Origin of the sequence: Haematospirillum sp. H1815 (assembly GCF_012102705.1) — a bacterium.
GTDB lineage: Bacteria > Pseudomonadota > Alphaproteobacteria > Rhodospirillales > Rhodospirillaceae > Haematospirillum.
The window spans coordinates 42,457-61,141 of record NZ_JAAVTA010000002.1 but is presented as its reverse complement, the minus strand read 5'-3'; the positions used below and the strand labels follow the sequence as shown (position 1 = coordinate 61,141).

Sequence of the window (18,685 nt, the reverse complement as noted above, 5' to 3'; positions counted from 1 at the left end):
GGTCTTTTCCATGTGCTGCCTTGACAAGATGCTGTGGTGCGGCAAACCTTGCCGGGCCAGTACCTCCATTCTTGGCAGTTCTTGGGAGAGACTATGGCTTGCCGATTGTTTCATGCAGGACGGTATTTCACCCTGTCCGGGAGCTGTGCCTCTTGATGCCGGGGTCAGGAAATGACGGTGTGAAGACACCGGCGGTTCTTGCTGTGGATAAGAACAGGATTGTCTCTGTTTATCTGGATGAGAAAATCGTTCGCAGCCGCAGGCCGGAGGTCGAGCATGAGCGGCGGGTCGCCATTTATGATCTGATCGAGGACAACACGTTCCGTGTGTCGGGTGCGGGGAATGAAGGTCCGTACAGTCTTCACCTTTTCGTTGAAGGAGAGAAACTATATTTTGATGTCCGGACGGAAGGCGATGTACCAATTGAAACGTTTTTTCTGTCCCTGAAAGGATTCCGGGCTGTGATCCGGGAATATTTCATGGTTTGCGACAGCTACTACGGGGCTATCCGTACGGCTGCACCGTCGCGTATCGAAGCGGTTGATGCAGGGCGACGGAGCCTCCACAACGAGGGAGCATCGATGTTGCGCCAGCAGCTTTCCGATGCCGGTATTGATATTGACCTGGATACGGCCCGCCGCTTGTTCACCTTGGTCTGCGTCCTGCACGCGCGGAGTTGAGGGGTGGAGCGGAGCGATCCATCGGCTGTCTTGTTCGTCTGCACGATGAACTCCATTCGTTCTCCCATGGCTGCGGCCATCCTGCGTCATCTGTATGGAAAGAAAATATACGTTGATTCCGCCGGTGTTCGCTGTGGCCAGCTGGATGGCTTTGCGGTTGCTGTCATGGCTGAAATCGGTATTGACGTGTCGCGTCATAGCCCCAAAACGTTTGATGATCTGGATGATGACAGCTTTGATCTGGTGATTTCCCTGTCGCCCGAAGCACAGCACAAGGCCGTTGAGCTGACCCGCACGGTGGCGTGTGATGTGGAGTTCTGGCACACGTTTGATCCTTCTGTTGTTGAAGGATCGCGGGAGGTGAGGCTGGATGCATACCGTCAGGTGCGTGACGATCTGATCAAGCGGATCAAGGACCGGTTTGGTCCTCCTGTCGAAAGCACAGGCAGCGTCTAGAAAATATCGTCGCGGTATCGATCGCGGGCTTCCAGCAGGTCCGGCAGCTTCTCGAAAAGAATACGGACCAGGGATGGATCAAACTGGGTTCCGGAATTCTCCTCGAAGTATTGTAGAATGCGTTCCAGTGGCCATGCCTTCTTGTACACGCTGTCACTGGCAAGGCTGTCGAAGACATCGGCTATGGCCGTAATGCGGGCGGGCAGGGGAATGATCTTCCCGGACAGACGTCTTGGATATCCTGTGCCGTCCCAGCGTTCGTGGTGTCCGCCGGCGATAATGGCGGCACATTTCAGGATTTCCAGGTCAGATTGGATCAGCATGTCCTCGCCAATAATGGCGTGGGTTTTCATGACTTCCCACTCTTCATCGGTCAACTTGCCGGGTTTGTTCAGGATGGCATCCGGAATGCCGATCTTGCCAACATCGTGTAACGGAGAGGCTGCCAGCAGAACCTGTGCATCCCGGCGCGGCATGCCTGCTGCCAGTGCTAGAATCCAGGAGTATTCCGCCACACGCCGCACATGCTGGCTGCTTTCCATGGCCCGGGTTTCCACGGCTTCTCCCAGGCGTTGGACAACCTCTTTCTGTGTACGCTCCACAAGATCTATCAAGTTATAGTTGTCCATGGCATAGGCCATGGTCCGGCAAAAGATATCAAGAACGGGTCGCTGGGGAATGGACGTGGCATCAACACCGTCCAGCATCAGGATATTCTTGATCTCGACCGAGCTGCGGAAACTGGCCAGTGCCATGGTCCCATCCATGGCGAAATGACCGTTCTCCGGGATTTTGCTTTCCAGGCGTTTCAGGTCATCCGGCAGGTCCGGGCGAAGGTCTTCCAGCCGGCCGGTCAGGGGTGGGCTGTAACGTCCCGTCCCTGCCATGATGGCAATTTTCCCTGTGCGGCGTTGAACGCTCAGTACCAGCCCGTGCATGGGGGATTCAGCTGTTGTGTCATGTAGATGCAAAAGATCATGAAACAGGTGCAACGCGGTTTCTGCAAACCGGTTGGCCGGCTGATAGGAAAACAGAGATCCGGCCCCGTTCAGGATCAGGTCAAGCCCGCGCTGGGTTGCTTCCAGGGTCTTGATATCTCTCCAGGACCGTAGACAGGAAAAAAACAGGGTATGCAGCTTGCGGGCTGTCAGCTCTGTTTTTTCCTTGTAGTCATTGATGTCGTAGGTGGTGATAACCTCCCGTTCCGGTGCTTGTCCCGGCTGTCCGGTGCGCAGCACAATCCGGACATCGGTATTGCCAAGCCCGTTCCGGATCCATTGAGCCAGGTCTAGGCCGGCGTGCTCTGTCTCCATCACGACATCCAGCAGGATAACGGCGATATCGCTGCGCAATTCGAGTATTTTGCGGGCCTCGGCTGCGGACATGGCGTTGATGATTTCAAGAGGGCGGTCTGCGAACCGGAATCCGGCCAGGGCCAGTTCCGTAACGCGATGCACCTCGGGCTCGTCATCGACAATCAGAACCGGCCAGCCGTTTGCAACGGTGGATGTGGACTCGTCTGCCCCCTGTTTCTTTTTCTTTCGTGGGGACTTGGGGCTGAGCATGGGGGATTTTCCGGTCATGATACATGGCCCTCCTCGTGAGGGGTCAGGGACGGCAGGATAATCCTGAAAGACAGTCCCTCTCCGGGTGGGCTGCTGTAGTGCATTTGCCCTCCCAGAGCTCCGGTCACAATGTTGTAGACAATATGCAGCCCCAGCCCGGTTCCACCGCTGCCGCGCTTGGTTGTAAAGAAAGGTTCGGTCAGTCGGGACAGGTGTTCAGGGCTGACGCCGATGCCGTTATCCGACACGGTGATCTCTGTCATGCCGGTCCTTGGTGTTTCCGGGCGGGCCGCAATCCACACCGTGTTGCCATCTTTCTTTTCGGGAAAGGCATGGGTCAGGGCGTTCATAACCAGATTGGTCATAACTTGCCCCAATGGCCCCGGATGTGTGGACAGGCTGATGTCATCCGGAATATCCGTTTCCACGCGAACCCCGGACTGGCGGATTCGTGGCGTCAGGCTGACAACAACATCCTTGATATGCTGCTTCAGATTGACCTTGCGGATTTCTTCGCTGGAGCTGTTGGTGGCAATATTCTTGAAGGATCGTACCAGTTCGGCAGCGCGCTCGATGTTTCCCAGAACCATCCGGATGGTTTCTTTTGCGCCACTCATGAAGTTTTCGAAGGTCTCGGAGTCCAAGTCTTCGCGCTCATAACAAGCCTCTAGCTCGCTGATGGACTCATCCAGAAGCGAGGCAGCGGTCAATCCAACGCCAACGGGGGTGTTGATTTCATGGGCAATGCCGCTGACCAGGCTGCCAAGGGATGCAAGCTTTTCAGATTCCACCAGTTCTTTCTGGGTGCGTTGCAGGTCTTCCAGGCTCTTGCGCAGGGCTGCATTGGCTGTCTGGGCGGCGTGGTGGGCATCCCTGATCTCGATCTCAACCTGTATGCGCTTGGTCATGTCGGTGCACGTGATCACCGTGCCTCCGATATCATGCGGCATTGGAATACCTTCCAGCTCCACGATATGGCCGTTGTGTCGTTGCAGGGCAAGGCTGAAGGGAACGTAACGGCCTTGTTCGTCCTGTACCGCCTGTGGAAGAGGGGCCAGATCCTGCCCGCTTTTTCCACTTTGTGTAATAGAGAGCAGGGGCGTGCCAACGGTACTGCACCGGGCTGGCAGACCAAGGATCTTCAGGAATTGAGGGTTGCACAGTGCCAACTGGTTATCTGCATCAAAGCATCCGACGCCGCGACTGATATTATTGAGGACAGCCTCCATCAGGGCGCTTTGCACTTGGATCTGGTGTGTGCGTTCCTCGATCTGACGTTCTAGGGATTCGTTGAGAAGCCGCAGCTCTTCTTCTGCTTCGCGCCGCAGCTTTGCTTGCCATACGGTGCCAAGAACATCGCAGAGATAGGTAGCGAAGGCGCGCTCTTCTGCACTCCAGGTTGGTCTTGGTGTTTCGGTGGTCATGCCAAAAAGCCCGATAACCCGGCCATTGGAGTAGATATGGGCCCCGAGATGGGCCTGGCTTTGTGCCGAGATAGCGCCGGCCTGAATCATAACGGACAGGGGGGCACGGTGTTCGGGCATGGTCAGGATCGTCAGCCGCTGCCGATCCAGATCATGGATATAGTCCGGAAGCAGGGAGACCTGAAAAGGAGCGCAGCGGCCATGACCCTCTTCCATCGGGGCATAAATATCCTGGCACATCAATTCACTGCGGCTTTCGTTGTAAAGCCATATGCCGGCCTGTTCCACTTCCAGTGATGTTACAGCCAGTTCGGTCATACTGCGGGCGGCTTCCACGAAAGAGCCATTGGAAATGGACGAGTGGCGCGGCACAACCTGCATTGCGTTCATCATGCGCCGCAATGGCTCTGCAACAGCTCTGGAGGACCGATCTGGAACAGGCATCAGGAACACGCACCCTGCCGGACAAGACCATGCGTGCACATGGCCTGGTTCACTATGCGGTTCTGTTTTGTATCAGGCAAATAACGCCCGGAAGGTTCTTTCAGTATGGGCAAAAGCCGGAATTGGTAAAAAGTGTGGACGAAAGGCCATATTCGGGGTTCTATGGAGCCATTCAGGCCCAATGCCACTGTGTTGCAGTGCGGTGTGTTGTGCGTCCCGGATACGTTCGTGCCGGTCCCGTGGTCAAAGAGCTTGACCGCGCGGCGGCTTTTTAACATTTATGTGATGCAGTTTTACTGGCACGTGCCAAATCAGGAGCAAGAATGTCCAAGGAAGATTCCCTCGAGTTTATGGGAGAAGTCACAGAGCTGCTGTCTAACGCCATGTTTCGTGTGAAGCTCGACAACGATCACGAAATTATTGCCCACACATCCGGGCGCATGCGGAAGAACAGAATCCGTGTCCTGAAGGGTGACCGCGTTACGGTCGAGATGACCCCCTACGACCTCGACAAAGGTCGTATTACGTTCCGCTTCAAATAGGCATGCTGGTTTTGCAGGAAGAGTGGCCGGTGTCTGGCATGGATAGGTCGTGCATGCCGTCGCCCCTTGTTTTGGCCTCTGCATCTCCTCGTCGCCTTGATCTTTTGTCCCGTATTGGCTTGGTGCCTGCGGTTGTTGATCCCGCTGAAATAGACGAAACCCCCCTGAAGCAAGAAGGGCCTCGGCCGTATGCCCTTCGTTTGGCCCGTGCCAAGGCCGAAGCTGTTGCGCCACGCCATCACGGGGCCTTTGTGCTTGCCGCGGATACGGTTGTGGCGTGTGGGGCGCGTATTCTGCCAAAAGCAGAAGATGCGGATACGGCGCGTCGTTGTCTGTCCCTGTTGTCCGGGCGTCGTCACCGCGTCTACACCGGCGTCTGTGTGGTGGCCCCCGATGGCCGTCTGGCCTTGCGTGTTGTCCAGACTGTCGTTGGTTTTGCGGTTCTTTCATCTGATCGTGTGCAACAGTATATCGATTCCGGTGAATGGGACGGGAAGGCGGGTGGTTACGCTATCCAAGGCATGGCCGAGGTCTTTGTGACGGGTTTGCATGGGTCTTGGTCCAATGTTGTGGGGCTGCCCTTGCGCGAGACAGATTGTCTTCTGGGTGGCTTGGGTTTTCGCCGGGGGTAAGGCTGATGGCAGCGTCCGGACGTGTAGCCTTGGTCAGCCGTAGTCCGGGGGATACACGGGTTGCTCTTGTCGAGGGTGGGTCTGTCGTTGAGATTCACCTTTTCCGCGACTGTCGTCCGGTGGTCGGGTCTATCATCCCGGGTCTTGTGATTCAGCATTTGCCAGCCTGCCAAGCGGTTCTGGTTGATATCGGGGCGGAGGATCCGGGGTTCTTGCCTGTAAAGGGTAGCCCCGGTCGCCCTCCGTTTCCTGAAGGAACCCGGCTTCCGGTGCAGGTTGTGCACGAACCCCGGCGGGGAAAAGGCGCGCGGCTTGGTTCGGATGTGTCGATTGCCGGGCATGGCCTTGTTCTGACGTCCTCCCGTCCGGGGCTTACGTTTTCTTCTGGTCTTCGTGATCCTGGGCAAAGGGAGCAGTTGCAGGCGTGCCTTTTGCCCGTTCTCTGCGCCGGGGAGGGGCTTGTCGTGCGCCCTGAAGCCTGCTCCATGCAGGCAGATGCCCTGATCCGGGAGCTTGATAATCTGAGAGCACGCTACCAAGCTGTTCTAGCGGGCGGTACAGATTGTCCCTTGCCCTTGTCTGTTGCATTGTCAGGCCGGCAGGTTGACGCCGTTGTGTGTGACGATGCCGACCTGCTTCTGAAGATGCGTTCTGCTGGCTTTACTGTGCGTCTCTGGGATGGTCCGGGGTCCGTGTTGTCGACGGTTGATTATGATGCTGTCCTTGGGGGTGCGCTTGCGCGGCGTGTCCCTCTTGGTGCCAAGGGATGTTTGTGGATTGAGCCAACAGCGGCGTTGACAGCCATTGATGTTGACTCAGGCGGGGATGATCCAGATGAGGTCAATGCCCGTGCTGTTGCCGCGATCGCGCGGCAGATTCGGTTGCGGGCCCTGGCCGGGATGATCGTTGTTGATTTTATTGCCCCGCAGCGCGGTGGGGCCCGCCCTGCCAAGAAAGCCTTGGCCCGGGCACTGGAAGACGCTTTGTCCGCTGATTGCGTTCCCTCAACGGTGCTGGGTGTCTCGGGGCTGGGACTTGTGGAAATTCGTCGCGACCGGACCCGGACTCCTCTTGGGGAAATCATATTATCCTCCGCGCAGGGGGGGGAGGCAGACATCCTGCCCGAAACCAGTGCGCTGGACAGCCTGCGTGCCGCTCTTGACGTGCTACGTTCAACCCGGGCTGCGCGTGTTTCTCTCAGGGTATCCCCCGTTATTCATGCCTTGTTGACAGGGCGCCTTGCTCCGGCCTTGGAAGAGGCTGGGCGCAAGGCGGGCTCTCCTGTTGGCTTGGAGATTGTTCCTTCTTACCCAGCCAGCCGTTACGAGGTTACATAATGTCCAGTTCCTCTGATGACTCACGGCCTGTTGCGTGTGTCGAACCTGTTCGTGTGTCGGCAGCTTGTTGCCCTGAGTGCAAGAAGCCTGTTGATCCGCGTTATCGGCCTTTCTGTTCCAAGCGTTGTGCTGATGTTGATTTGCATCGCTGGATGAGCGAAAGCTACCGTGTTCCTGTGCTGGATGCGCCAGAGCAGGCAGTCGATACAGGTGCTTCGCTTGACGATAAAAAAGAAAACGAATTGTGAAAACAGGCTGGACAGGAACAGGTTAATTTCCTATAAGCGTGCTCCCGACACGCTGGTTGTCTTAATAAAGAAAGCCGGTTTGTGTTTAAAGGGCCCAGATAGCTCAGTTGGTAGAGCATGCGACTGAAAATCGCAGTGTCGGTGGTTCGATCCCGCCTCTGGGCACCATTATGGCCCCTGAAACTAAAACAGTTTCAGGGGCTTTTTATTGATCATACCGATAACGCACATTCTTATCGATCCTGCTTGCAGCGTGGGGCATGTGCCTTTCGGCACGTATTATCTTGGATCAGATGGACTTCATTTTACTCTTTTCCATGAAAAGGGCGTGAGTAAGGGTTGCGTGTAGTCGTTTCCACCCTTTATGATCGAATGAATTGATAATTATATTTATTATCTTTTTGGGGCGTGGCCATATCGTCATGATTGGCCATGGGGGGATTATGGGGTTCCAAGCATGTCTTTTTTACGACGCATATCATCTGTCGTTTTGTTGACTGGCGCTGTCATTGCGTGTTCACCAACAACACAGGCCCCCAAAATTACGGATGCGGCTTCAGCCGAGGAGGCCAGGAGGCAAAGAGAGCTTGCGATCCGGGAGCGTGTCACGCTTGATCAGCGCCTGCAAGCCGTTGCATGGCGTGTGCGGACGTCGAATGTGGAACTGTGCGATGATTCGGTGCATGCCGAAGCGGGAATGAAGACCATGGTTCAGGAAGACGATTGGCCGGATTTCCGGCCTGCTCTTCTTTCTCTTTATGGGATCCAGGATCAGGCCACCATACTGCACACCATTGTCGGGGGGCCAGCACATCTGGCGGGCCTCAAGACCGGTGACGTCCTGTTGGAGCTGGATGGGCAGGCTGTTCCGGGTGGGAAGAAGGGCAATGAATTCCTGACGGAGAAAATTGGTGAGTCCACCGGCGCTGTGAACCTGAAAATCAGGCGAGGACAGGATGAGCCTGTTATCACCCTTCATCCGTTGCAGACATGTTCATTTCCCGTATTTCTGGCTGCAAATGATGCTGTCAACGCCTTTGCCGACGGTGACAAGGTTCATGTGACAACGGGCATGATGAGTTTCGTGGGATCAGATGATGAGTTGGCACTGATTATTGGGCATGAATTGGCGCATAATGCCATGAATCATATCGGTAAACAGCGTGGGAACCGCATGGCCGGTTATATTGTTGGTTCTGTTCTGGACGTATTTCTGGGGGGTACAGGTGCCTTTGCCAGGCTTGGAGAGCAAGTGGCGGCCGGGGTTCATGCTCAGGATTTTGAGGAAGAGGCCGATTACGTAGGCGTTTATTACGCTGCACGGGCTGGTTATGATGTGAAGGGAGCCGCTGACTTGTGGCGCCGGATGGCGACTTCCAACCCTACGGCCATTCATCTTGCCGGTTCCACACATCCTTCTACGGCCAAGCGTTTTCTGGGCGTTGAGGCCACGGCTGATGAGGTTGTCCGGAAAGTGGCAGAGGGTGAGCCTGTTCGTCCGAACGAGAGCAAGGACAAGGAAGATGCGCCAAGTCCCGATGCGGTGTCATTCGACGGCTAGGATCCGGTGTCCCCAAGAGGACCCGAACGTTTCTTCACACACTTACGCGCAATAAAAAGAGCAAGCCCTGTATCGAGAAAGGGCTTGCTCTGGTTTTGTAGGGTGTTTCCGTGTCAGTGGTGCTGGATAATCTGACTGAGAAACTGTTTGGTCCGCTCTTCCTGTGGGCTGTTGAACAGCTGTTGAGGAGGGGCCATTTCAACGATCGTACCGTCAGCCATGAAAACAACCGTATCCGCTACCGAGCGGGCAAAGCCCATTTCATGGGTGACGCACACCATGGTCATGCCTTCCTGCGCAAGCTCTGTCATGACATCCAGAACTTCCTTGATCATTTCGGGATCCAGGGCTGATGTCGGTTCGTCAAAGAGCATGATGTCTGGCTTCATGCACAGCGCGCGGGCAATAGCGACGCGCTGTTGCTGTCCTCCTGACAACTGGCCGGGGTATTTGTTGGCCTGATCGGGAATCTTGACGCGCCCCAGATAGTACATGGCCACGTCCACGGCTTCCTTGCGGGGAACCTTTTTGACCCACGTCGGTGCCAAGACAAGGTTCTCCAGAACCGTCAGGTGCGGGAACAGATTAAAGGACTGGAACACCATACCAACATCGCGCCGGATGGCCTCAATCGCACGGACATCATTGGTCAGTTCCGTGCCATTGACCATGATGACGCCCGCCTGATGTTCCTCCAGGCGATTGATGCAGCGGATCATGGTTGACTTCCCCGATCCCGAAGGACCGCAGACAACAACGCGTTCACCTTTACGGATCACAAGGTTGATATCACGCAGGACATGAAACTGACCGTACCATTTGTTGACATTGGTCAGGCTGATAACGATTTCCTCACCGGGTTTGCGCTGGGACGCGGCGTTGGTGGAGGTGTTGTGGTCGCTCATCGGCGAACTCCCGTATTCAGGTGACGCTCCAGATACAGGCTGTAGCGGGACATGAAGAAGCTGAAGGCGAAGTAAATCAGGGCTGTAAAGACGTATGCTTCTACATAGAACGGGCGCCATGCCGGATCGGTCATGGCTGTCTTTGCTGTGGTCAACAGGTCATACAGCCCGATAATGATAACCAGCGATGTATCCTTGAACATGGAAATAAACTGGTTCACCAGTGGCGGAATAACAATGCGGATAGCCTGGGGCAGGATGATCAACCGTGTCTTCTGCCAGTAGCCGAGTCCAAGGGCATCAGCGGCTTCATACTGCCCCCGTGGCAACGACTGAAGCCCGCCACGAATGGCCTCTGCCAGATAGGCGCCTGTGAACAGGGTAATGCCGACAAGGGCCCGGAGCAGCTTGTCGATCGTTGTTCCTTCGGGCAGGAACAGCGGCAGCATGACCGATGCCATAAACAAGACAGAAATCAGCGGCACACCGCGAATCAGTTCGATGTAGATAACGCTGATTGATTTAATGATCGGCAGTTCCGAGCGTCTGCCAAGGGCAGCCAGAACCCCAATAGGAAACGCCAGTCCAATGCCGATGACAGACAGGAGAAGCGTCAGAGGCAGACCACCCCAGCGATCATTGCTGACCCGGGTCATGCCCAGAATACCGCCCCACATCAGTATGGCGCACAGGGGGAGGGTTACGATCCACACCAAAGCCAAGGTCGGGCCCCAGAAACGCGGATTGCAGGTTATGGCCAGTGCGATGATGAAGAGAACCGTGGCCATGATCGGGCGCCAATGCTCTTCATATGGGTAAAGGCCAAACAGTATAAAACGGTGTTTCTGCTCAATAACCGCCCAGCAGGCACCCGCTCCGGAGACTTTGCAGGCATCCGGTGTTGCAGAAGACCAGATGGCATTGATGAAAGCCCAGTTCAGCAGTCCAGGCACGATCTGTACCAACAGTCCCAGGCACAGAAGAGTCATGATGGTGTTGGATGTCGAACTGAAAAGGTTCTGCCGTGCCCACCCCAAGACATGCATGGAACGCATCTGGGGGGAGCCTGGGTAAACACTGACCGGTTCTTCAATGTGGGAAAGGGCATCGCCCGGACGCGGGTCTCGTTCGGTATTCATCACCGTCCTCCCCGCAATGCTATATGACCGTTATACCAGTTCATAAAGGCCGAAATGCTCAAGGATATTGTCAGATATACTGCCATGATAATGGCAACCCCCTCTACGGCCTGGCCGGTTTGGTTGATTGCCGTATTTGCAACGCTGACAAGGTCAGGGTAGCCAATGGCAACAGCCAAGGAGGAGTTCTTGACGAGGTTCAGATACTGGCTCGTCAAGGGTGGGATGATGACGCGCAACGCCTGTGGAAGCAGGATAAGCCTCATCACGCGTGACCGTTTAAGGCCCAAGGCGACGGCAGCTTCGGTTTGCCCCCATGGAACAGCGCTGATGCCACCGCGGACAATCTCGGCGATAAAGGTGCCCGTGTACAAGGTCAGGCCGGTCAGGAGCGCTGTAAACTCGGGAGACAGATTAGCCCCGCCCCGGAAGTTGAAGCCCTGCAGGACAGGAGTGCTGATTTCTGTCGGTGCACCGCCTGCCAGCCACCCCAATACCGGAAAAATAATCATCAGCCCCAAGGCGGGCAGCAAGACGCCTGGGCGTTGACCGGTTGCATTTTGTATGCGTGTGGCGCGTACATTAAGGAAGAAAGCAACAACAAGGGCGGCAAAAAAGCCAATGACGGCGATGGTGTGTCCGGTTTCCCAGACAGGCCACGGAACCTTTATGCCACGGTTCGAAAGGAAAACGCCTTCCAGCGGCTGAAGCGCTTGTTTTGGGTTGGGCAACGCTTCCGTGATCAGGGCGTACCAGAAAAAAAGCTGTAGCAGCAGGGGAATATTGCGCAAGCCTTCAACGTATATGCCGGCAATACGGGCAATGATCCAGTTGCTGGACAGGCGCGCGATACCAAACAATGTTCCTATAAATGTTGCCAGTATAATGCCGATAAGAGAAACCTTCAGCGTGTTCAGAAGGCCAGCAGCCAGAACCCTGAGGTAGCTATCAGCCGGGGAGTACTGAATAACGCTCTCGCTGATATCAAAGGCAGCTTCCCGTTCGAGAAACCCATACCCGGTCGCAATCTGCAATGCGGCAAGATTGCTCAGGGTGTTGTGTACCAGCCAGGCAATCAGTGCCGACACAGCACCGAGCACAAGCACCTGGGCAATGATTCCGCGTATGCGGACATCATTCAAGAGGGCTCCGCCCGACCGGCTTTTTCCAAGTTCGGACATGGTTTGCGATCCCAAAGTTTATAAACAACAGCTCAAACAAAACAGGTGTGCCATTTATTGCGTCGCGGCCCTGCTACGCCATCCAGCGTTTCCCTGACTATCCTGCGACAGGATGTCAGAGGCGTGTCTGCACTCGCAACAAGAAAGACACAACCCGCCGGTCATCGTGAAAAGAAGACCGGCGGGGTATTATACAGCGCCTGTCCTAGCGGACAGGAGGGGCATACATGATGCCGCCCTTGTTCCATAGGGCATTGAGGCCCCGTTCCAGGCGCATTGGCGTCTTCAGTCCAACATTGGCCTCAAAGCTTTCGCCATAGTTGCCAACCTGCTTGATAATATTATAGGCCCACTTTTCATCCAGGCCAAGGGCAGCCCCCATGCCAGGGGTTATCCCCAGCAGGCGCTTGGCATTTGGATCCGTAGCTGACTTCAGCTGCTCATCCACGTTGGCGGATGTGATCCCCAGCTCCTCGGCATTCAGCATAGCGTAGAACGACCAGCGGACAATATCGGTCCACTGGTTGTCACCATGACGGACAGATACGGCAAGTGGTTCTTTGGAAATGAGCTCGGGCAGGATTACATGCTCAGCCGGGTCGGGCACGTCGTTGGCGCGGATTGCAGCCAGCTGTGAAATGTCAGAGGTGATGGCATCACAGCGTCCGGATGAGTAGGCTGCGCTGACTTCCTCGTACTTCTCAATTGTGACCGGATTCATTTTCATGTTGTTGGCACGAAAATAGTCGGCGAGATTCTGCTCGGTGGTTGTTCCCGTCTGCACGCATACGGTTGCACCATCAAGTTCCTTGGCACTTTTCAGGCCCAGCCTCTTGTGTGCCATGAACCCCTGACCGTCATAGTAGTTGACGGCTGGAAAATCCATACCATTGGCCGTATCGCGTGAGAGGGTCCATGTCGTGTTACGTGCCAGCAAGTCCACTTCGCCGGATTGTACGGCTGTAATGCGTTGCTGGGCTGACAGGGGAACGTAGGACACTTTTGTTGCGTCACCGAAGACGGCCGCTGCGACAGCGCGACAGACATCCACATCGATCCCCGTCCACACGCCTTTTTCATTGGGCGTGGAGAACCCGGCCAGACCGGTATGCGACCCACACACAACGGTGCCACGCTTCTTGACAGCATCCAAAGTGGCCCCGGCAAGTGCGCCTGTTGTCGCAAGTGACACGGCAGCCGCAGCCGCAACGGCAATCAGTATTCTATTCATCCAACGAAGCCTCCGAGCACTATTGCATCTGTTTTTAGCGTTAGTTTGCATCTTTTTGTCAAGCGGGGCAACATTTTCAGAGCCTTCCCGATCCTCCCGCATCTGCCGAGGATATTAGACCGAGCCTGTAGGTTTGGAAAACCTAATTTCAGTGTGTCAAGCCGTGTTGCATCATTTCGGGTGTTATTTGGTTGGTTATATGCCGGGGGCTTCCGGGTCTCACGGATCCAGAGAGGTACTCCGTTTGTCTCTTCCTGCCGATGGGGCGGCGCATCTTTCCGCAGGCCACGGATTGCAAGGCTGTGCCTGTCACGCTATATGTTTCCGCATGAACGACACAAGCATCCTCATCACCGATACGCAGGCCTTGCAGGCCTTTTGTGACAGCCTCGCCGGTACACCCTTCATTACGGTGGATACCGAGTTCATGAGGGAGAAGACCTACTGGCCGCAGCTCTGTCTGGTGCAGGTTGGCGGGCCTGATGAGGCGCGTTGTATTGATCCCCTGGCGCCGGGCATTGACCTTTCTCCCTTGTTTTCCCTGATGCGTGACAAGGCGGTTCTGAAAGTTTTCCATGCAGCCAGGCAGGACCTGGAAATATTCTATAATATGATGGGAACGTTTCCCGCGCCGCTCTTTGATACCCAGGTCGCAGCCATGGTTTGCGGTTTCGGAGATTCGGTCGGCTATGAAACGCTGGCCAGCAAACTGGCAAAGGTTTCCATCGACAAGTCCATGCGCTTCACGGATTGGGCCAGACGTCCGCTGACAGACCAGCAGGTGTCTTATGCCCTGTCAGATGTTGTGCACCTGCGCGTGATATATGAAAAACTGGCTGCCCGTCTGGAAGAAACCGGCCGGGCCCACTGGCTGGATGAGGAGATGGCTGTGCTGCTTGATCCTTCCAACTATCGTGTTGATCCGCCAGAGGCATGGCGGCGTCTCAAGACCCGGACCAAGACGCCCCGTTTCCTTGGCATTGTCCGTGAGCTTGCGGCATGGCGCGAGATTGAGGCCCAGACGCGCGATATTCCGCGTCAGCGTGTGCTGCGGGACGAGGCTCTCCTTGAAATCGCGGCCCATGCCCCCCGTACGGTCGAGCAGCTGGAGCGGACGCGCGGTTTCGTCAAGGGGCAGGCAGAAGGAATCACGGGGCAGTCTATTCTGGAGGCTGTTGCCCGGGGCAAGGCTATGCCGGCGGAGGATCTTCCGACCCCACCATATCGTCGCGATCTGCCACCGGGTATTGGCCCGGCGACCGATCTGCTGCGGGTTCTTCTGAAAATGCGGTGTGAAGAGCACGACGTGGCGCAGAAGCTGGTTGCCGACAGTGAAGACCTGGAGCTGATTGCCCTTGATGACAATGCGGATGTTCCGGCCTTGAAGGGGTGGCGCCGTGATGTTTTCGGGGCTGATGCCCTGGCCTTGAAGAACGGTAGCCTTGCCCTCTGTCTGTCCCGTAACGGGCGGCGTGTTGAGGCCGTAGAAATAGAGGGATGATTCATTCACCCCTTTCCTAGATCTGGATAACTTGTCCCTTGCAGCCCAGCTCGTTGGCCAGTTTGTCCAGCTTCTTCCCGAAAAGTTCCGTGTAGTACACGGGGTCGTCTGCGGGTACAGCCAGAACAAGGTTCTTTTTACCTTTCTCCAGTTGTGTTTGCGCCAGAATGCCCGCCGCGCCGCCACTGATGGAGTGGCCAAGGCGTAGCGCTGCGCCAATAAGCCGTACACGTTTTAGACGCTTGGCATCCAGAAGCTCTTGGGCCTGCTTGACAGCGAGCAGGGCGTCGCTGCTACTGTAGCGGTAATAGACAGCCAAGGCCAACGCAGCCCTGTCAGTATGGTTCAGGCCCATGAAGGGCAGGCGCAGGACTTTCAGGAACGCCTGCTCGGCCCGATAGTCCGGGTGTTCGCTCCAGAAAATATCCCCCAAAAGACACGCCGCATGGCGCAGGCGGTTCAGGTGCTTTGGCTCATCGGGGAACAGCGGGGCCATCCACTCAAGCAGCTCTCGCCCATGTTCGGGGAAGCGACCGGCGGCACGGGCCCATTCTGTAGCCGCAGACAGAAGCGGGTCACCGTCCTGCATCTTCTGCGGCAGATTCAGGAAGAACTGCCCCTCGCGCATGCCATACACAGAGAACACCAGCGCATCGGGCTGAATCTCTTCCAGAAGGATATCCAGCAGCGTTGCGGCCAGTGGCAAATAGGGGAGGCGCCGTTTGGAGACGTGCCCCATTTTTTCCAGTGCGCGTTTATTTTGCTGGGTTACCAGTGACACCATTTCGCGTGCGGTGTCGTAGGGCAGGGAAAAGTTGTCAAGAACATGCAGGGGGTAGTCCATATGCTCGATAATGATCTGGGCCAATGCCCGCCACGATCCCCCGACGGCGTACAGGTGGCGGCCCTTTCCGTGTTCCAGGAAGGTAACAGCAGCAAGGCGCTTGCGTATCAGGTTGCGCAGCTTGTTGCCACAGCTGTTGCCGGCGTTCTCGGCCAGGCGCAGAACCCCCAGAGCCAGGCTTATGAATTCCCCGGTATCGGGTTTGCTGTCTGGTGTTACCGTAACCAGCTCCAGGGAACCGCCCCCAAGGTCGGCCACCATGCCGTCTGCATCCGGTATAGAGCACAGCACTCCATAGGCAGCGCGGATCGCTTCTTCTTCCCCGCTGAGCAGGGTCACCGGCACACCGGTTCGTTTCTCGATGTTTTTCAGGAATTTGCGACCGTCCGAGGCGTCCCGGCAGGCGGCTGTTGCCAGAATATCCAGACGCTCTACATTCATGGCCCGGGCCAAGTGAACAAAGCGTTCGATAGATGCCGCAGCCATTGGCACCCCATCCGGGTTCAGACGTCCACGGCTTTCAATGCCGGCACCCAAGGCGCAGGTGGCTTTTTCATTGAACAGAGCCATCGGTGTCCGGTGAATACCGTCATACACAACCAGTCGAACGGTGTTGGACCCGATATCGATGATGCCAACCGGCTTGCGGCAAATCCTGTCCTGCATATGTATTTGGCCTATTCGCGCTGAAGGATGATACGCGGAGATTTCTTCGGTGGGTGTTGTACACCATTTCCCCGACCGGACAGTGATGGGTTGTTCATAAAGAAGTCATGCGCGGAGAAAGCATGCGTTGATGGTTTTGCCCTGACGAAGGTCGCATCCGGGCGCAGGCTCCAGCTTTGGCTGGTATCCTTGAGGTTTGCCCCCATGATCTGGTCCAGGATCTGCGTGTGGACGGTTGGATTTTCGATTGGCACAAGATGCTCGACCCGGTGAATCAGATTGCGTGGCATCCAATCCGCCGATGAGATATAGACCTTTGCCTGTGCACCGGGCAAAGGGCCTCCGTTGGCAAAGACAATGATACGGGAATGTTCAAGAAAACGCCCGACAATCGATTTGACCCGTATGTTTTCAGACAGGCCGGGTACCCCGGGGCGCAGGCAGCAGATCCCGCGTATGACCAGATCAACCTGCACGCCGGCACAGGACGCCTGATACAGGCGATCAATGACCTTTCCGTCAACCAGGGAATTCATCTTGGCCCAGACCGCCGCATGTTTCCCGGCTTTTGCGTTCTTGATCTCGTCATCGATACAGGCCAGCAGGAAATCCCGTAATCCCAATGGGGCGATGATCAGCTTTTCCATCTTTTCGGGTCGTGCATACCCGGTCATGAAATTGAATGCGCGGGCAGCATCAAGGCATAGGGCCGGATCCGCAGAGAAGAAAGACAGGTCAGTGTAAATCTTGGCTGTGATTGGGTGGTAGTTTCCAGTCCCAAAGTGCACATACGACCGTAGTTCATTCCCTTCGCGCCGCGTCACCAAGCTTATTTTCGCGTGGGTTTTCAGGTCAAGGAATCCATAGACGACGTTGACACCGGCCCGTTCCAGATCGCGGGCCCATTGGATGTTGGCCTCTTCGTCGAAGCGTGCTTTCAGCTCTACCATGGCCGTAACGGACTTACCGTTTTCTGCGGCTTCGATCAACGTGGCGACAATCGGGCTGCCCTTGGATGTTCTGTACAGAGTCTGCTTGATGGACATGACGCTGGGATCGCGTGCGGCCTGTCGCAGAAACTGGATCACAACATCAAAAGATTCATATGGGTGATGAACCACAATATCTTTCTTGCGGATGGCAGCGAAGCAATCCCCCCCGAAATCCCGTATCCGTTCCGGGAAGCGGATATTGAAGGGGACAAATTGAAGATCAGGGCGCTCATCCGTAATAAGCTTGCGTGTATCGGCCAGACCAATCAGCCCGTTAACCCGGAAAGCATCCGCCGGGGCCACATGCATTTCGTCGCAAATCAGCTTGGCTAGGTCATCAGGGATGTCAGCATTCATCTTCAGGCGGATGCAAAGCCCCCTCCGCCGGCGTTTCAGGGCGCTTTCAAACGACTGGACCAGATCCTGTGCCTCTTCATCAATCTCCATTTCTGAGTCACGAATAACCCGGAAGTGACCCCATTGTTGCAATTCAAAACCCGGAAACAGGTGGTGCAGAAACAGAAGCGCCACATCTTCAATGGCCAAAAAGCGAATGGCGTCTCCGGGGATGCGAATAAAACGGTCCAGCCCCGTGGGAAGGGGAATCAGGGCGCGCAAGGGTTCATTGTCCTCGCGCCGGGTCAGGTGCAGGACCAACGCCTGGGCCAGGTTGGGGATGAAGGGGAAGGGGTGTGCAGGGTCAACGGCCAGCGGCGTCAGAACCGGGAAGATAAGGCTCATAAAGTGGTGTTCAAGCCAGATCCGGTCATCGGAAGACAGCGCATCCGTATTGATCACATGAATGCCGTTTTGTTCCAGTTCCCTTTTCAGGGTGTCCCAGACCCGGTTCTGTTTTTCAATCAGGTTGCGTGCTTCAACATGGATGGCTTCCAGCTGTTGTGCCGGTGTCAGCCCGTCTTGACTCAGGGTTGTGATGCCGGCATGCACCTGCCCCTTCAGGCCGGCAACACGCACCATGTAGAACTCATCCAGGTTGGATGCTGAAATGGACAGAAACCGTACACGCTCCAGCAAGGGGTGACGTGTGTTTTCCGCTTCTTCCAGAACGCGGGTATTAAAGGCCAGCCACGATAGCTCACGGTTGATGAAGCGCTCAGGGCTGGAGGCATGAATGTGAGGCGTTGTTGCATCTTCTGCCGGTACGTGTCCCGTACTGCCACGGCTGGTCCGGTATTCTGTCTGATCAGAACGGCTGGTTCCGGCATCCCGATTTCTGCGGGACTCTCCGGCAGGTGTCTCAGGCATTGTGGCAATACTCCACGTACAAGGGTAAGCATACCTTATGTTACCACGAAAACCCCTTCGGAAAGAAAGGG

The 18,685-nt window shown here is 55.9% G+C and carries 16 protein-coding genes and 1 tRNA gene; 9 read left to right on the top strand and 8 right to left on the bottom strand.

The features are described from left to right. Positions 1-155: 155 nt before the first annotated feature. Together HEQ60_RS02605 and HEQ60_RS02600 are read left to right on the top strand one after the other, a co-directional pair. Positions 156-680, top strand: a complete 525-nt coding sequence (locus HEQ60_RS02605) for a UPF0262 family protein (protein ID WP_168019619.1) — start codon at positions 156-158, stop codon at positions 678-680. A 3-nt stretch (positions 681-683) separates the two neighbouring features. Then, positions 684-1,136 (top strand): low molecular weight phosphatase family protein, encoded by a 453-nt coding sequence (locus tag HEQ60_RS02600; RefSeq protein ID WP_168069234.1) that lies wholly within the window; start codon positions 684-686, stop codon positions 1,134-1,136. Here the strand turns inward: HEQ60_RS02600 and HEQ60_RS02595 are convergent. Next, on the bottom strand, positions 1,133-2,719 hold the full coding sequence (locus HEQ60_RS02595; protein WP_168069232.1) for an HD domain-containing phosphohydrolase: 1,587 nt from the start codon (positions 2,717-2,719) through the stop codon (positions 1,133-1,135). The two genes, HEQ60_RS02600 and HEQ60_RS02595, sit on opposite strands and share 4 nt — an antisense overlap. After that, entirely contained in the window at positions 2,716-4,569 is a 1,854-nt protein-coding gene (locus HEQ60_RS02590) for an ATP-binding protein (RefSeq protein WP_168069230.1), read from the bottom strand. The genes HEQ60_RS02595 and HEQ60_RS02590 overlap by 4 nt, the downstream gene beginning before the upstream one ends. 323 nt (positions 4,570-4,892) lie before the next feature. On the opposite strand from HEQ60_RS02590, the gene infA reads away from it, so the two are divergent. The 6 genes from infA (at position 4,893) to HEQ60_RS02560 (ending at position 8,889) form a co-directional block, all read left to right on the top strand. Further along, a complete protein-coding gene (infA, locus tag HEQ60_RS02585) occupies positions 4,893-5,111 on the top strand; it encodes a translation initiation factor IF-1 (protein WP_066135009.1) in 219 nt (72 codons plus the stop codon). 53 nt (positions 5,112-5,164) lie between these two features. Next, complete coding sequence (locus HEQ60_RS02580; protein ID WP_168069228.1) at positions 5,165-5,743, top strand: Maf family protein; 579 nt, start codon at positions 5,165-5,167, stop codon at positions 5,741-5,743. Positions 5,744-5,748: 5 nt separating this feature from the next. After that, positions 5,749-7,080: a ribonuclease E/G gene (locus HEQ60_RS02575; protein ID WP_168069226.1), complete on the top strand. Its 1,332-nt coding sequence runs from the start codon at positions 5,749-5,751 to the stop codon at positions 7,078-7,080. Further along, positions 7,080-7,328: a DNA gyrase inhibitor YacG gene (locus HEQ60_RS02570; RefSeq protein ID WP_168069224.1), complete on the top strand. Its 249-nt coding sequence runs from the start codon at positions 7,080-7,082 to the stop codon at positions 7,326-7,328. Before HEQ60_RS02575 ends, HEQ60_RS02570 begins: the two co-directional genes overlap by 1 nt. A 92-nt stretch (positions 7,329-7,420) precedes the next feature. Continuing rightward, positions 7,421-7,496: transfer RNA gene (locus HEQ60_RS02565), tRNA-Phe, on the top strand. A gap of 289 nt (positions 7,497-7,785) precedes the next feature. Then, a complete protein-coding gene (locus HEQ60_RS02560; protein WP_168069222.1) occupies positions 7,786-8,889 on the top strand; it encodes a M48 family metallopeptidase in 1,104 nt (367 codons plus the stop codon). Between the two features lie 113 nt (positions 8,890-9,002). Here the strand turns inward: HEQ60_RS02560 and HEQ60_RS02555 are convergent, their stop codons facing one another. The 4 genes from HEQ60_RS02555 to HEQ60_RS02540 all read right to left on the bottom strand — a co-directional run bounded on the left by HEQ60_RS02555 (position 9,003) and on the right by HEQ60_RS02540 (position 13,345). Next, positions 9,003-9,794: an amino acid ABC transporter ATP-binding protein gene (locus tag HEQ60_RS02555; RefSeq protein WP_066135014.1), complete on the bottom strand. Its 792-nt coding sequence runs from the start codon at positions 9,792-9,794 to the stop codon at positions 9,003-9,005. Then, positions 9,791-10,933, bottom strand: coding sequence for an amino acid ABC transporter permease (locus HEQ60_RS02550; RefSeq protein WP_168069220.1), 1,143 nt, complete (start codon positions 10,931-10,933; stop codon positions 9,791-9,793). The genes HEQ60_RS02555 and HEQ60_RS02550 overlap by 4 nt, the downstream gene beginning before the upstream one ends. Next, positions 10,933-12,114: an amino acid ABC transporter permease gene (locus HEQ60_RS02545; RefSeq protein ID WP_168069218.1), complete on the bottom strand. Its 1,182-nt coding sequence runs from the start codon at positions 12,112-12,114 to the stop codon at positions 10,933-10,935. The genes HEQ60_RS02550 and HEQ60_RS02545 overlap by 1 nt, the downstream gene beginning before the upstream one ends. Before the next feature lie 205 nt (positions 12,115-12,319). Further along, complete coding sequence (locus tag HEQ60_RS02540; RefSeq protein ID WP_168069216.1) at positions 12,320-13,345, bottom strand: amino acid ABC transporter substrate-binding protein; 1,026 nt, start codon at positions 13,343-13,345, stop codon at positions 12,320-12,322. A 328-nt stretch (positions 13,346-13,673) separates the two neighbouring features. Between HEQ60_RS02540 and rnd the strand changes: the two genes are divergently transcribed. Continuing rightward, positions 13,674-14,846: a ribonuclease D gene (gene rnd / locus HEQ60_RS02535; RefSeq protein WP_168069214.1), complete on the top strand. Its 1,173-nt coding sequence runs from the start codon at positions 13,674-13,676 to the stop codon at positions 14,844-14,846. A gap of 16 nt (positions 14,847-14,862) precedes the next feature. Here the strand turns inward: rnd and HEQ60_RS02530 are convergent, their stop codons facing one another. Together HEQ60_RS02530 and HEQ60_RS02525 are read right to left on the bottom strand one after the other, a co-directional pair. Then, positions 14,863-16,356, bottom strand: a complete 1,494-nt coding sequence (locus HEQ60_RS02530; RefSeq protein ID WP_168069212.1) for a Ppx/GppA family phosphatase — start codon at positions 16,354-16,356, stop codon at positions 14,863-14,865. Between the two features lie 11 nt (positions 16,357-16,367). Continuing rightward, positions 16,368-18,614: an RNA degradosome polyphosphate kinase gene (locus HEQ60_RS02525; protein ID WP_168069210.1), complete on the bottom strand. Its 2,247-nt coding sequence runs from the start codon at positions 18,612-18,614 to the stop codon at positions 16,368-16,370. Between the last annotated feature and the right edge of the window lie 71 nt (positions 18,615-18,685).

Bases quoted from the DNA above. Each gene is read 5' to 3' on its own strand.
- HEQ60_RS02555 (WP_066135014.1), bottom strand. From the start codon at position 9,794: ATGAGCGACCACAACACCTCCACCAACGCCGCGTCCCAGCGCAAACCC.
- HEQ60_RS02545 (WP_168069218.1), bottom strand. From the start codon at position 12,114: ATGTCCGAACTTGGAAAAAGCCGGTCGGGCGGAGCCCTCTTGAATGAT.
- HEQ60_RS02580 (WP_168069228.1), top strand. From the start codon at position 5,165: ATGCCGTCGCCCCTTGTTTTGGCCTCTGCATCTCCTCGTCGCCTTGAT.
- HEQ60_RS02525 (WP_168069210.1), bottom strand. From the start codon at position 18,614: ATGCCTGAGACACCTGCCGGAGAGTCCCGCAGAAATCGGGATGCCGGA.
- rnd (WP_168069214.1), top strand. From the start codon at position 13,674: ATGAACGACACAAGCATCCTCATCACCGATACGCAGGCCTTGCAGGCC.
- HEQ60_RS02570 (WP_168069224.1), top strand. From the start codon at position 7,080: ATGTCCAGTTCCTCTGATGACTCACGGCCTGTTGCGTGTGTCGAACCT.
- HEQ60_RS02550 (WP_168069220.1), bottom strand. From the start codon at position 10,933: ATGAATACCGAACGAGACCCGCGTCCGGGCGATGCCCTTTCCCACATT.
- HEQ60_RS02590 (WP_168069230.1), bottom strand. From the start codon at position 4,569: ATGCCTGTTCCAGATCGGTCCTCCAGAGCTGTTGCAGAGCCATTGCGG.
- HEQ60_RS02575 (WP_168069226.1), top strand. From the start codon at position 5,749: ATGGCAGCGTCCGGACGTGTAGCCTTGGTCAGCCGTAGTCCGGGGGAT.
- HEQ60_RS02530 (WP_168069212.1), bottom strand. From the start codon at position 16,356: ATGCAGGACAGGATTTGCCGCAAGCCGGTTGGCATCATCGATATCGGG.
- HEQ60_RS02540 (WP_168069216.1), bottom strand. From the start codon at position 13,345: ATGAATAGAATACTGATTGCCGTTGCGGCTGCGGCTGCCGTGTCACTT.
- HEQ60_RS02605 (WP_168019619.1), top strand. From the start codon at position 156: ATGCCGGGGTCAGGAAATGACGGTGTGAAGACACCGGCGGTTCTTGCT.
- infA (WP_066135009.1), top strand. From the start codon at position 4,893: ATGTCCAAGGAAGATTCCCTCGAGTTTATGGGAGAAGTCACAGAGCTG.
- HEQ60_RS02560 (WP_168069222.1), top strand. From the start codon at position 7,786: ATGTCTTTTTTACGACGCATATCATCTGTCGTTTTGTTGACTGGCGCT.
- HEQ60_RS02595 (WP_168069232.1), bottom strand. From the start codon at position 2,719: ATGACCGGAAAATCCCCCATGCTCAGCCCCAAGTCCCCACGAAAGAAA.